Annotated in this window: 12 protein-coding genes; 5 read left to right on the top strand and 7 right to left on the bottom strand. The window is 66.1% G+C overall.

Translation table 11 applies throughout. From position 1 onward, the window contains the following. Position 1: 1 nt before the first annotated feature. From C8K14_RS19170 to C8K14_RS19160, 3 genes are read right to left on the bottom strand one after another with little or no spacing between them, the layout of a single operon-like run. Positions 2-529: a carboxymuconolactone decarboxylase family protein gene (locus C8K14_RS19170; protein ID WP_022676598.1), complete on the bottom strand. Its 528-nt coding sequence runs from the start codon at positions 527-529 to the stop codon at positions 2-4. A gap of 38 nt (positions 530-567) precedes the next feature. Further along, positions 568-1332: an SDR family oxidoreductase gene (locus C8K14_RS19165; protein ID WP_107718402.1), complete on the bottom strand. Its 765-nt coding sequence runs from the start codon at positions 1330-1332 to the stop codon at positions 568-570. 37 nt (positions 1333-1369) lie between these two features. Then, the gene (locus C8K14_RS19160) at positions 1370-2170 is read right to left on the bottom strand and encodes an SDR family oxidoreductase (protein WP_107718400.1); all 801 of its coding nucleotides are present in this window, start codon (positions 2168-2170) and stop codon (positions 1370-1372) included. Between the two features lie 125 nt (positions 2171-2295). On the opposite strand from C8K14_RS19160, the gene C8K14_RS19155 reads away from it, so the two are divergent. After that, positions 2296-3237 (top strand): GlxA family transcriptional regulator, encoded by a 942-nt coding sequence (locus C8K14_RS19155; RefSeq protein ID WP_054131209.1) that lies wholly within the window; start codon positions 2296-2298, stop codon positions 3235-3237. Positions 3238-3281: 44 nt separating this feature from the next. Here C8K14_RS19155 and ligD read toward each other — a convergent pair whose 3' ends face one another. After that, positions 3282-5795 carry a DNA ligase D gene (ligD, locus tag C8K14_RS19150; protein ID WP_107718398.1) on the bottom strand — a complete coding sequence of 838 codons (2514 nt, stop codon included), beginning with the start codon at positions 5793-5795 and terminating at the stop codon, positions 3282-3284. Between the two features lie 4 nt (positions 5796-5799). Continuing rightward, on the bottom strand, positions 5800-6657 hold the full coding sequence (locus C8K14_RS19145) for a Ku protein (RefSeq protein ID WP_107718396.1): 858 nt from the start codon (positions 6655-6657) through the stop codon (positions 5800-5802). 200 nt (positions 6658-6857) lie between these two features. Here C8K14_RS19145 and C8K14_RS19140 point away from each other — a divergent pair, with 200 nt between their 5' ends. The 4 genes from C8K14_RS19140 (at position 6858) to C8K14_RS19125 (ending at position 10385) form a co-directional block, all read left to right on the top strand. Next, positions 6858-8036, top strand: coding sequence for a diguanylate cyclase (locus C8K14_RS19140; RefSeq protein WP_107718394.1), 1179 nt, complete (start codon positions 6858-6860; stop codon positions 8034-8036). A gap of 173 nt (positions 8037-8209) precedes the next feature. Next, a complete protein-coding gene (locus C8K14_RS19135; RefSeq protein WP_107718392.1) occupies positions 8210-9595 on the top strand; it encodes an MFS transporter in 1386 nt (461 codons plus the stop codon). Then, positions 9592-9990 (top strand): nuclear transport factor 2 family protein, encoded by a 399-nt coding sequence (locus C8K14_RS19130; RefSeq protein ID WP_107718390.1) that lies wholly within the window; start codon positions 9592-9594, stop codon positions 9988-9990. Before C8K14_RS19135 ends, C8K14_RS19130 begins: the two co-directional genes overlap by 4 nt. Next, positions 9987-10385 (top strand): nuclear transport factor 2 family protein, encoded by a 399-nt coding sequence (locus tag C8K14_RS19125; RefSeq protein WP_022676589.1) that lies wholly within the window; start codon positions 9987-9989, stop codon positions 10383-10385. The genes C8K14_RS19130 and C8K14_RS19125 overlap by 4 nt, the downstream gene beginning before the upstream one ends. Here C8K14_RS19125 and C8K14_RS19120 read toward each other — a convergent pair. Both C8K14_RS19120 and C8K14_RS19115 read right to left on the bottom strand, forming a co-directional pair. After that, positions 10367-11971 (bottom strand): tannase/feruloyl esterase family alpha/beta hydrolase, encoded by a 1605-nt coding sequence (locus C8K14_RS19120; protein WP_158271970.1) that lies wholly within the window; start codon positions 11969-11971, stop codon positions 10367-10369. The genes C8K14_RS19125 and C8K14_RS19120 overlap by 19 nt on opposite strands. After that, entirely contained in the window at positions 11968-13560 is a 1593-nt protein-coding gene (locus tag C8K14_RS19115) for a carboxylesterase/lipase family protein (RefSeq protein WP_107718386.1), read from the bottom strand. Before C8K14_RS19115 ends, C8K14_RS19120 begins: the two co-directional genes overlap by 4 nt. Positions 13561-13586: the final 26 nt, after the last annotated feature.

Raw genomic sequence — 13586 nt, 5'->3', positions numbered from 1 at the left:
GTTAGATTGCGGGGAAGTCGACCGTGGTGGCGGCCACGTTGTTGATCAGGTTGGTAAAGAAGTTTTCGGCCACCACGGCAACGATCTCCACGATCTGGCCGTCGCCGAACCCGGCGGAGCGGAGGGCCGCGATGTCTTCTGCCGAAACCTTGCCCCGTGCCTCGGCCACCTTGCGGGCAAAGTGCACGGCCGCTGCAGCATGCGGATCGGCCGAGGTTCCCTGCCGCGCCAGGTCGATTTCGTCCCTGCTCAGCTTGGCGAAATTGTGGCCGGTGAAGGTGTGGGCGGCATCGCAATATTCGCAGCCGTTCACAGCCGCCACGGCAAGGGCGATGCGTTCACGGGTCTTGAGATCGAGCGCCTTGCCCAGGCCCTGGTTGAGCGCCGCGTGGGCGGTGATCGCCGCCGGGCTGTTCGAGAGCACGCGGAAGAAGTTGGGCACTCGACCCAGCTTGGCGTTGATGGCGCCCAGCGCGGCCTGCGAACCTTCCGGGGCGGCGGCAATTTCGGGAATGGTGATGCGAGACATGACGATATCCTTTTGCCTGTGAGTTTGTCCGCTGGCGCTCATGCGCCGGTGGGAATGGGGTTTTCGACAAGGCTCTGGTTGAAGGCGTCGAACAGGGCATGCTCGCCGGCTCCGGGGTTGTCGCGCATGGCGCGGATGCCTTCGACGATCACCTCGGGCGCGTCGGTTGCCAGCGCCACCAGGGTCTGCTCGATGAAATCGGGCAGCGGCATCGCGCGGGGATCGCCGCTCTTGTAGATGAGGTCGGTATCGACCCACGGCGGGGCGATTTCCTGCACGCGCACCGATGTGTCGCGCAGCTGGAACCGCTGCGACAGCGCGTAGGAATGCAGGGCTGCCTTGGTTGCGGAATAGATCGCGTTGCTGGCGATCGGCACATAGGCCAGCACGCTGCTGGTGTAGAGCACGGTCGCTTCGGGCTTGGTCTTGAGGTGTTCGATCAGGGCCGAAGTCACGCGGATCGGTCCCAGCAGGTTGGTGGTGATCAATTCCTGCGCGAGATCGTCGTCAATCGGGCCGGAGACGTCGTCGAACGGCATGAAGCCCGCGTTGTTGAACACGACATTGAGATCGGGGTAGCGTGCGATCACCTCCCGCGCTGCGCGCTGGATGCTATCGAGCTTGGTGACGTCGAGCTGTACCGACGCCATGCCGGGATTGGCTGCCGTCACCTCTTCCAGCAACGCGGTGCGCCGCCCCGAGATGATGACCTTGTTGCCCAGCTTGTGGAGCGCTTCGGCCAGGCCACGGCCAATGCCGCTGGTGCCGCCAGTGATGAAGATGGTGTTGCCGGTGAGTTTCATGACAGTAGTTCCGTTTCCGGGAGGGGGGGAAGAGCGATCAGGCCGCGGCGTGGAAGCGCGGCGCGGAATGGGTGGCAGAGAGCTGGGGGCCGAGGGCGGCGCGGGCGGCCTCGAAGGCATTCCACAGCGCCACGTCGCGCAGCGCAGGGATGGTGCTGGTTTCGCCCTGGTCGAGCCCGGCGAGCGCGGCGTCGACCATGTCTTGCGCGTCCATCACGATCTCGGTGGGCAGGTGCTCTACCGGCAACCCGCCGAGCGCCCAGAAATCGGTGCGGGTGGCGCCGGGCAGTACGGACTGGGCGCGGATGCCCTTGTCAGCCAGTTCATGGTTCAGCGACGTGGTGAAAGCCTGCACGAACGCCTTGGTGCCGCCATAGACCCCATTGAGCAGTTCCGGGGCCACCGCGACGATCGAGGCGATGTTGATCACGGTGCCGCCGCCGCGTGCCACGAACCCTGGCACCGCCGCATAAGTCAGCCGCATCAGCGCAGTAACGTTGAGCTGGACCATGGCGGTCATCTTGTCGACGTCGCTTTCCAGCAGCGCGGTGTGCGTGCCGATCCCGGCGTTGTTGACCAGCGCCGTGACGCTGGCATCTTCACGTAGAACCTTTTCCACGCGGGCGAGGTCGGCGCTGTCGCCCAGGTCGGCGGCGAGCACTTCGACCGAGCGGCCGGTCTTGTCCGAGATCTGCGCGGCCAGTTCCTGCAGCTTGTCGCGGTTGCGGGCGACGAGGATGAGGTCATGTCCCCGCGCAGCGAGACGGTCGGCATAGATCGCGCCGATACCGGTCGATGCGCCGGTGATGAGAGCGGTTCCCTTGGTGGTGGCGGTCATGGTCGTGGTCCTTGTGCTTGTCGGTGCGAGCGTCATCGCTCGTGACAAGGACCTTATGGACCAGACGGCCTATGTCTGATATGACGTAGAAACTACGTTTTTCAGACATAGCTTGTGGAGGCCACATGCCGCACGTTTCCATGGTGTTGACCCCAGGCTTCCAGTTCCTTGCGCTGGGGGTGCAGGCCGCCTTTGAATTGGCCAATGTCGTGCAGGAAGAACCGTACTATACCTTGTCGATCGCCTCGGTCGCGGGCGGGGAGGTCTTGTCGTCCAGCGGGTTTGCCGTTCCTACGGTGCCGTTGGCGCAGGTCGGGCCGGTTGATACCCTGTTGCTGCTGGCGGGGCTGGTACCACCGCCGCGCCAGGACGAGGCAACGCTGGAAACCCTGCGCACCATGGCGCGCGAGGCGCGCCGCGTGGCTGGCCTGTGCACGGGGGCGTTCCTGCTCGGGCAGATCGGCCTGCTCGACGGTCGCCGCGCCACCACCCACTGGGCCTTTGCCCGCCAGATGCGCGAAGACTTTCCCAACGTGCGGGTCGAGGACGACCGCATCTTCATCAACGAAGGGTCGGTGTGGACCTCGGCCGGGCTTACCGCCGGCCTCGACCTGGCTATTGCCCTGATCGAAAAGGATCTGGGGCGCGATGTGGCTGGCGCGATCGCCCGCCGCCTGGTGATGCATCACCGCCGTGCCGGCGGCCAGTCGCAGCATTCCGAACTGCTCGAACTGGCGCCGAGCAGCGACCGTATCCAGAAGGCCGTGATCTTTGCGCGGGCGCACCTGGCCAATCCGCTGACCGTAGAGGAACTGGCCGAGATTGCCGCCCTCTCGCCCCGCCAGTTTGCCCGCGCCTTCCGCGCCGAAACCGGGCAGACACCGGCCAAGGCGGTCGAGCAGATCAGGCTGGAAGCCGCCCGGTTGATGATCGAGGAAACCCGCCACCCGATGGACCAGGTGGCGCGCGAATGTGGGTTCGTCGACATTCGGCGCATGCGAGAGGCGTTCATGCGGCAATATGGCCAGCCCCCGCAGACAGTGCGCCGGCTGGCCAAGGCCGCTTAACCGTTCGCGCCCGAACCCTACAGCCCGGCCGACACCAGCAGCGGTCAGAGTTCGGGTAGCGCTTGCCCGGCAAAGCCCCAGCCGCGCAAGGCGGGCTGCGCGGCGCGGTCGATCAGCCTCTCGGCATCGGCGATCGAGAAGGGATGGGCATTGTCCATGCCATCCAGCTCGTCCCAGGTAATCGGCACGGCAACCGGTGCCCCTTCGCGGGCGCGAGCAGAGTAAGGCAATACTGCCGTGCTGCCGCGCTGGTTGCGCAGCCAGTCGATGAAGATCCGGCCCTTGCGCTTGGCCTTGCTCATAGTGGCGGTGAAACGTTCCGGTGCGACCAGCGCCAAGGCCTCGGCAAAGCGGCGGGCAAAGTCCTTGTGCGTGTCCCAATCGTGGCCGGGCGTAAGCGGTACCACCACGTGCACGCCCTTGCCGCCCGACAGCATGGCAAAGCTGACCAGGCCGATGTCAGACAGATGACCGGCGATATCGTGGGCGGCGCGGCGCACTTGCGCGAAGTCGAGGTCCTCGTCGGGATCGAGATCGAAGATCATCCGGTCGGGCTGTTCCACCGCCTGCGCGCGGGCACCCCAGCCGTGAAATTCGATCGAGCCCATCTGCACGCAGGAAAGAAGTCCGGCGCTATCGGTAACGTAGAGGTAATCCTCTGTTCCACCGTCCTTTTCGGTGATGGGCACATGGTGGACATCGTCGCCGAACGAGCCGCTGTCATGCTTCTGGAAAAAGCACGCCTTGGCCCGCCCTTGCGGACAGCGCACCAGGCTGAGCGGGCGGTTGGCGGCAAAAGGCAGCATCAGCGGCGCCATGGCCTCGTAATAGCGCGCCAGATCGCCTTTGGTCTGCCCGCTTTCGGGGAACAGGACCCGATCAGGATGCGAGATCTTTACAGGGGCAGTTGGCGCGGGAAGGGGGGCAGGGCGTTCGGGCGTCACATTCTTGGCCTTTTTGTCCTGCCGCAGCCCGACAAAGCTGGCATGGCGCACGCGGCCGTCGGCGGTGAACTGGGCAAACGCGATTTCGGCCACCAGCTTGGGCTTGATCCACTGCGCGCCACGTGCCTCGGCCGGAGGGACCAGCGCCCCGGCCTTGCCTTGCGCCAGCGGCGCCATCACTTCGGCCAGTGCCTGCAGCGTCTTGGCATCGAAGCCCGTGCCAACCTTGCCTTTGTAGACCAGCGCGCCGTTTTCAATCTGGCCCAGCAGCAGGGCGCCGAACGGCCGCGCCCGCGCCGGGCTTTTCGTCCAGCCCAGCACGACAAACTCCTGTCGCAACGTGCATTTGACCTTGACCCATTGGCGGGTGCGGTCTCCGCGATAGGGCGCATCCACCCGCTTGGCGATGATGCCTTCCTGACCGGCCTGGCACATCGCGCCGAACAGTTTTTCGCCGGCGCCGATGACATGCTGGGCAACATGAAGCGGTGGCTGCGCCTGTGCCAGCAGCGCTTCGAGGCGTTCCTTGCGCTCGATATTGGGCAGCGGCTTGAGATCATCACCCGCCAGACGCAGCAGATCGAAGGCGAAATAGGCCAGCTTTGCGCTTTGGTCCGACTTGAGGGCGGCCTGAAGCGTTGAGAAGCTGGGATTGCCCTGCGCGTCGAGTGCTACGGCTTCGCCATCGATCAGCGCGGGCGGGAGGTCGAGCGCGGCCAGGGCGTCGGCCAGCGGCTGAAACCGTTCGGTCCAGTCCAGCCCGGTGCGGGTCAGCAGCTTTACCTCGGCACCCTTGACCGCGGCGAGCAGGCGGTATCCGTCGAACTTGATTTCGTGCATCCAGCCGTTGCCGGTGGGCACGGCATCGACCAGCGTGGCAAGCTGCACCGGCTCGAACGTGGGCAGGCGGGCGGCAGTTTGGCGTTTTGCGCGGCGTTTGGGCTTTGTCGCGGCCGTGGCATTGTGGCGGGCCGCATGCTCCATCGCCTCGGCAAAGCGCTTGCCTTGCTTGCCGGCCAAGGACTGGCTGCCCCGCTTGTCGGCAGCGATCTGGGCCATGGAGCGGCCGGTCAGAACACTGGTCAGCCCGCGCTCCACCAGATGTTCGCTGCTGCCGGCATGATCATCAGCCACTTTGCGCAGCAGCCAGTTCTCCCGCTTTTCCTTGCCGCGCGGCTTCATCCGCACGAGCAGCCACTCGCCGTTCATGCGCTCGCCAAACAAGCGGAAATGCAGGTGGCCCTTTTCCAGGTCCTTGGCGCTCTTGCCTTCGACTGGTTCCCAGCGGCCCTGGTCCCACAGCATCACGGTGCCGCCGCCATACTCGCCCTTGGGGATGCTGCCTTCGAACCGCGCATAGGACATGGGATGGTCTTCGGTGCGAACGGCCAGGCGCTTGTCATCGGGGTTGAGGCTAGGGCCACGCGTCACCGCCCAGCTTTTCAATACGCCATCGACTTCCAGCCGGAAATCCCAATGCAGGCGGGTGGCATCATGCTTTTGCACGACGAAGAGGTGGCCCTGCTCGCTGGGCTCTTCCACGCCCTTTGGCTCGGCCGTGCGGGTGAAATCGCGCTTGGCGTTATAGGGCGCGAGCGGATCGGCGCGGGCCACGAGACTATGCCTTCTTGCGACGGGTGGCAGGCTTGCGGGCCGGGTTTTTCGCGGGTTTTCGCGCGGGCTTGTCCTCTCCCACCGATTTCTTCAGGGCGGCCATCAGGTCGATCACATTGCCTCCCTTGCCACCGGAATCATCTTCGGCATCTTCGAGAATGCGCTTGCCCGTGCCCGACTTGCGCTTCTTCTCGATCAGCCGGTGCAGCGCATCGACATAGCGATCGTGGAATTCGGCAGGCTTGAACGGTGCGGTCTTCTTTTCGATCAGCGTTGTGGCAAGGGCGATCAGATCCTCTGACGGTTCCGTCTCGGGGATGTCCTTGAAATAGCCCTGCGCGCGGTGAACCTCGTCGGCATAGCGGAGCACCTCCAGCACCAGCCCGCGCCCGCATGGTTTAAGCGACACCAGTTGCTCGCGCCCGCGCACCGACAACTGGCCAAGCCCTACGCGCCTGGTTTGCCGCAGGGCATCGCGCAGCACGCCATAGGCTTCTTCGGCAAGGTCGTCGGCCGGCACCACGAAATAGGGTTTTTCGTAAAAGAGCACGTCGATCTCGGATGGCTCGACGAACTGTACCAGTTCTAGCGTCTTGCGGCTTTCCACCTGCGCCGCCGCGATCTCCTCGTCGTCGAGCAGAACATATTCGTCCTTGGATACCTCATAGCCGCGAATGATTTCATCGCGGTCTACCGGCCCCACCCCGGGCGCCACCTTTTCATAGCGGATGCGCTTGCCCGACGGCTCGTGGATCTGGTGAAAGCTGATCGCCGCGCCAGAGCGCGTGGCAGGATAAACCTCCACCGGAATGGAGACGAGCGCGAGCCGGATTTGTCCTTGCCAATAGGCGCGAGCGGGCATGGTATACCTCCGCCTAGAAAAAGCGCCGGGCGTGGCAGGGGTTCCCCCGATGAACCTATGTCAAGATTGATGCCGGCATGCCGGCGAGCCACTCAAAAAGGCGCGCCACTAAATTTTCCGGGCCGCTCCAGGGTTAACGATAAATTTTTCATATCCCGTGCAGTATCTGGCCGAGCCGACCAGGACGCCGACATCCGACGATGACGAACACGCTTTTCACGATCTATCTGTTCATCGTCGTCACGCTGGTCGCCAGCGCCGGGATGACCCTGTGGGAACGCAACGCGCAGCCTGCGCGCCGGCGGTTCCTGGGAACCTGCGCGGCCGGCTATGCCGTGCTGGCCACCGGCTGCGTGATCGCGACGACGCGCTCGCACATTCCCGGCATTACCGGCGCGGTGTTGAGCAACCTCGTCATGCTGTGCGGCTATATGGTCGTGCTTGATGCGGTGGCGGCGCTTGATGGGCGGCGGCACCGGGGCAAGTCGGCGCTGCTGCTGGGCGGCATGGCTGCGCTATGGGCCTGGGGCGGGGCGCAGTGGGCAGTGTGGACCTGGCTCTATGCCGCGGCGGTGCCGATCGCGATCGTGTGTCTTGCCACTACCTGGGAGGCATGGCGCAGCCCGCCGTTGCGCACGCTGCGCTCGCGCAATGTGCTGATCGCTGTGACAGGGTTCCACGGTGTGGTCTATGCCGCGCGGGCACTCGTACTGCCGGCCATCGTGGCGCGCTTTGGCCAGGGTGCCATCGAACTGTCGAGCACGGTGACGCTCTATACCGGTGTACTGTATTCAGTCGTGCTGCCGATGGTGATGCTGGCACTGGTGCGTGAAGAGGCCGATGCCGGTCTGGTGCGCCTGGCCACGACCGATCACCTCACCGAACTGGGCAACCGCCGCTGGTTTTTCAGCGAAGGCGCCGAGCTGATCGCGGCCGCGCCCGGCGACTTGGCGCTGCTGGCCTTCGATATCGATCATTTCAAGTCGATCAACGATCGCTTTGGCCACGCGACGGGTGACAAGGTTCTGAAATCCTTTGCCCTGATCCTGCGCGACGTGGTGGGCCCCCATGCCCTGCTGGCGCGCATCGGCGGGGAGGAATTTGCCATCATGCTGCCTGGGTACGACGGCCAGGGCGCGCGTCGCGTGGGCCAGGCGGTGATCGACAGCTTTGCCGACAGCGCCGTGCTGTGCCGCAGCGGCGTTGCCGTCAGCGCAACGGTGAGCGTGGGGCTGGCCGAACTGGGCAACACCGGCCGCGATGTGGCAACCTTGCTCGGCCTGGCCGACCGCGCGCTTTATGCCGCCAAGACTCTGGGCCGCAATCGCCTGGAACCCGCGCTGGTCGCGCTGGTGCCACCGGCCATGGCAGTGGCCTGATCCCTCGGTTCGATCGCGCTTGCAGCGTGGTTCTGGGACGCATGCCAGACCAGCACCAGATATGTATTGATTAATCACCAACCTTCCTCCACAACGGCGGTGAAGGCGCAAGACTGCCATGGCAGCGGCGCAGCACGAGACAAGCGCGGCGCGATGCCGGGCGGAGGAGAGCGATGCGCAACGATGAAGACGAGCGGCTGTTGTCGCCAGGATACGGCCGCACTTTCATCGCCATGAGTTTCCTGGTGGCGACGTTCAACTTCGCCGACCGTTCGGTCTTTGCTGTCACCGCGCAGGCGATCAAGAGCGACCTTGCGCTCAGCGATTTTCAGCTTGGCATACTCCAGGGCTTGTCGTTCGCAGTGCTCTATGCGCTGCTCGGCGTGCCGATCGGCCGGCTTGCGGAACGCCGATCGCGCCTGGGCATCATCACCGCCGCCATCGTGTTCTGGTCGGGCATGACGATGGCCTGTGCCGCGGCCGGCAGCTTTGTCCAGATGATGCTGTGCCGCATTGGCGTGGGCATGGGCGAGGCGGGATCGCAGCCGGCGACCTCGTCGCTGGTCGGCGATCTCTTTCCCCGGCAGCGGCGGGCCTCGGTCATGGGGCTGATCCTGCTCGGGTCTCCGATCGGTACGTTTATCGGCGCTTCGGCGGGCGGCGCGGTGGCGGGGCTGTGGGGCTGGCGCACGGCCTTTGTGGTGATGGGCCTGCCGGGGCTGCTGATCGGCCTGCTCGTCGTGCTGCTCCTGCGCGAACCGCGCCGCGGGCTGGCCGATGGCCTTGGCGCAACGCCGCGCCCGGCGCCCGATTTTCGCGCGTTCCTCAAGGTGGTGGGGCGCAAGCCGGCGCTGGTCTACGTGATCGCCGGCGGCGCGCTGGCGGGTTTTGGGATGAGTTCGATCTCGCAGTTCCTGGCCGTGTTCCTCAGCCGTGCCTATGATCTGCCGGCGCGCACGGCCGGCACGCTCTATGGCACGATTTCGGCACTGGCGCTGGGCAGCGGGCTGCTGATCGGATCGTTCGGCACCGACTGGCTGGCGCGGCGGGGTGATGGACGCTGGCCGGCCTGGGGCGCGGCGATCGGCCTGCTCATCGCGCCGTTCTCCTATTGGATTGCGCTCAATGCCGCCTCGCCGGTTACCGGCACGGTGCTGTTGATCATCTCGGGCTGCTTCCTGCTGCTGTACTACGGCCCGACCACAGGCATGATCCAGAACCTGCTGGAGCCGCGCATGCGCGCCACCGGGGCGGCGGTGTTCGGCATGTTCTATACCCTGGTTGGCTATGGCGGTGGCCCCACGTTCGTGGGCTGGATGAGCGACTGGTTTGCCACGCGAGCCTATGGCGCGGCCGATTATCTCGCGCGGTGCCCTGCTGCGCGGCCCGGTATGGGGGCGCTTGATGCCGCGCACCAGGCCTGCGCGGTGGCCTCGGCCAGCGGGTTGCGGTCCGCACTGATGGCGTCGGTGTGCGTGTTCTTTGTCGCGGCCGCGATGTTCCTGCTGGCCGCGCGCACCTTGCGCCAAGACTATTTCGTGGCGGAACCGGCGGCATGAGCGCGGATCTGCGTGCCTGGTTCGAGGGCTATATCGCCGCGTTCAACCGCAACGATTTTGACGGCTTTGGCGCCTATTATGCGCCGGACGTGGTCTTTGCCGGCCAGGCTGCCCAGGTGGTGGGGCGTGCGGCGGTGCTTGATTTCTATCGCACCGTGAAGGCGCACCTCGATGAAACGCTGGACCTGTTGACATTTGTCGGCGCGCCGGACGGCAGCCGCATTGCCGCCGAACTGCGCACGAGCCTTGTAGCGCGTCGCGACTGGCCCGAGATGCCGACCGGCGCCATGCGCGCGGGCGATCGCCGGGAGAGCGTTAACTTCGTGATCTATGATATTGAAGGCGGACACTTTGTCCGCGTGCGATCGGCGCGCTTTGGCAGGGGCACAGCATGACGCCCGAGGCCCGGCTTGCCGCCTATATCGATGCGTTCAACCGCAGCGATTATGATGCCTTGTGCGATTTCTATGCGCCCGATGTGCGGCTGGTGATCGGCAACGGCACCCAGTTGGTGGGCCGCGAGGCGATCGTGGCGTTCTATCGCCCGATCAAGCAGCAGACCCAGCGCACCATCACCGTGCGGCAATGCTTTCACGATGGCCAGGTGCTGGCGGCAGAGTTGGAATCCGAATTCCTGGCGCTGACCGACCTGCCGGAATTTGCCGCCGGGCCGATGCGGCGCGGTGATCGGCGCTATCTCAACAGCCTGGTATTCTATGATTTTGCCGGGCCGCATTACACCCGCATTCGCGCGGCGGTGCTCAAGCGGGCTTATCGCCCCGTGGCGTGAGCTTTGCTGCCCGGCCAGGGAAAGCCATCGGCCGGTTCGGTGCTGGGCGCGGCCGGCGCGAATGAGCCCGCGCGGTTGACGTCACCTCCCAGATAGCGCGTGCCCGTGGGATAGGCATAAAGCGGCCGTTCGCGCAGCGCACCATCGGCGAGGCGCGCCACTGCCGGCACTGCATCGGGCACATTCCCTTGTTCGACCCATTGCACCATCGCCCCCAGGAAATCCTGCTCATAGGGCACATAGCCGCCCTGGCAGTGATAGCCACCGGGCACCAGGAACAGCCGGGCGAACGCGCGCGTGGCGGCAAGGCCGCCCATGGTGTCGCGCACGGCCTGATAGTAATCGAGCATGCCGCGCGCGCCGGCGGCGTTGTCGGCCAGGCCCTGCCACAGGATCAGCTTGCCGCCATGGGCACGAAAGCGGGTGAGATCAGGATCGGTGGCGTCGAACGGCGCCCCGGCGGCAAGCAGCCGGGCGAGGCTGGCTCGGGTGAAGCGCCAATCGCGCCAGGTGAAGTTTTCCGGCAGCGCATCGGGCAGCAGCAGCCGCGAAAGAAACGCTTCGGCGGCAAACTTGCCGGTCTGCGTGGCCGCGCCCGGGCCGATCCAGCCCAGTTCGCTGCCATAAGGCGCGCCGCCTGGAAACAGCGCCGTACCATCGGGCGTGGTCGGCCCCTGGTAATAGGCCCGCGCGGCATCGACTTGTGCCGTGTTGAGGCAATCGCTGCCGTCCTTGTCGCGGCAGCGGACCGTGGCCGGATCGAAATGGCAGCGGCGCGGATCGTCGATCTGGCCATCGCGAATGCCGTCCAGCGCGTCACAGTTGGTGATTACCGCCTGGTGGAGCAGGGCGACTGCGGCGGGAGTGAAGACCTCATGCCCGGCCGCGTCGAGCCCGTGCTGCGCTTCCCACAGGAACAGTTGCATCGCTGCGGGCATGGAGACCGAGGAACCCGCAACAATGCCGTCGAAATCGTCGGGGTAGCGTTGCGCCTCCATCAAGGCCTCGCGCCCACCGCCCGAGCAGCCGACGAAATAGCTGGCCGTGGGCGCGCTGCCATAAAACCGTGTGACGATTGCTTTGGCGGCCATCGCCGTGGCGTGGGTTGCCTTGTGGGCAAACTGCATCCGCAATTCCGGGTCACTGGCCCAGGTGGCATCACCGATACCGGCCCCGAAATGGCCGCCGTTGTCAAAGGCGACGGCAAAGCCACCGTCGGCGAGATGGGCGTTGCTGCATGACGGCACGATGGTGTTGCCGATCACGCCACACATGCCGCCGCATCCGCCCTGAAGATAGCGGCCGCGATAGCCCGCCAGCGGCAGGCGCAAGACGAACTGGGTTTGTGGCGCGGCATAGCCGGTGACGATGCAGGTGGCATCTTGTTCGCTGGCACTGATCACGCGATAGGCGATCGCGCCGGCTCGCGCGGTGACGGGCGTGACCAGCGCGGCGCAGGGAAGCACCGGTGCCTGCGTGGCTCGTTCCGGCAGAGCGAGCAGCGGGACAGCGGGGGCAGCGTTGGCCGTGGCGGCGCAGAGCATGCCCAGCAAGAGACCGAATGCGAGTGCAAGGCCGCGCATCATGCGGCGTACCGTGCGATCAGCGCCTGTTCGGCGCCCAGCGGATCGGCGCGCGCGCCCGATACTGCCGCGAACACCATGGTTTCCCGCTGGGGCAGCCGATAGGCTGGCCAATGCGGGACACTGGCACCGTTGGGATCGCCATCGCGGGCAAAGTGCGTCCATGCCGCGCTCATGGTGTCGGCAAGCGGCTGCGCAGCGGCAAAATCGGGGCCGATCGCGCCGGGTGCGCGCGCCAGGGTATCGAACACCAGCGGCAGATCGAGGCCGTGCGGGCTGCGCATGCGGCCACCCTGCGGCTTGACCGGCCAATCGAGCAGATAGGCAAAGACCGGTGCCCGACCGAGCGCGGCATGGCGATCGGCGGCGATGCGGGCGTTGCGGCCCATGCCAAGCTCGGTCGTGATGGCGAAATAGGCGTCACTTGCGCTGGCGCCGGGATGAAGCGCGCGAAAACCGGCGATCAGGCCTGCCGCGTCGTGGACGCTGGCGGGAAGCATGGCCGGCAAGCCCGGCCAATCGAGCGTGAAAGCGCCGGGCGGGGGAAACAACCCGGTCGTTTCCGTGGCAGTATGGCCGACGAGCAGGGGAACGTCGGGCGCGACCGGCGGTGCGCCGGGGCCAAAGGGGGTGTGGGGCACGACGGTGCCATCGGCCACCACGCCCGGCCCGCGGGTGGGGTCACCGCCCGTTACCTGGGCGATGGCATCGAGCAGGCGTTTCGCCGGCACCTGGCGCAAGGCATCGAGCGCGGTTGGCGCCAGGCCGAGCGCGGCCATGATCGCGCGGGTCTGGCGTTCCGCGTCATCGGGCGCGATGGTATAGGTGCCAAAACCGCTTTGCAGGATCGCGCGCTGAAACAAGCCGCGTGCCGCTGGCATCGCCAGCAGCGCCGCCACCTTTGATCCCCCGCCCGATTGCCCGAAGATCGTGACCCGGCCAGGATCGCCACCGAACGTGGCGATATTGGCGCGCACCCAGCGCAGCGCGGCGACAAGATCGAGCTGGCCGACATTCGATACCGCTGTGCCGGACTTGGCGAGATCCCCGAAATGGAGGTAGCCAAACGCGTTGAGGCGGTGATTGACCGAGACCACCACCACATCGCGGCGCTGACATAGCCGCAGCCCATCGTTGACCGGCGCATCGCCGGCACCCAGCGCAAAGCCGCCGCCATGGATCCACACCATCACCGGACGGCGCTGCCCATCGTTCACGCCCGGCGTCCAGACATTGAGGACCAGGCAGTTTTCGCTTTGTCGCGCGCCTGTTTCGGCAGGGGCGCCGGGTGGGGCAAGCTGCGGGCAGCGATCGCCGAACGCCAGCGCGTCGCGCACCCCGGACCAGCGTGGTGGCGGCACGGGCGGCAGGAACCGCCGCGCGCCACCCGTGTCGGCGCCATAGGGCAAGCCGCGAAAGACATGCACGCCCTGCTCGATCGATCCGCGCGCCAGCCCGCTGGTAGTGCGCACCACGCCGCCCTCTGCAGCACGGCTGCCCGGGGCCAGCCACAGTGCGCCGCCGGTGGCGAGCGTGGCGCCCAGCACGGTTCGCCGGTTGACAGGGGTGGTTAGCGCGGCGTTGTCCGCCATGGCATGCACTCCGTAAACAGGGCTGG

This window comes from Novosphingobium sp. GV079, from assembly GCF_003058045.1.
GTDB classification, from domain to species: Bacteria; Pseudomonadota; Alphaproteobacteria; order Sphingomonadales; family Sphingomonadaceae; genus Novosphingobium; species Novosphingobium capsulatum.
This window is presented reverse-complemented; position numbering and strand designations above follow the sequence as displayed.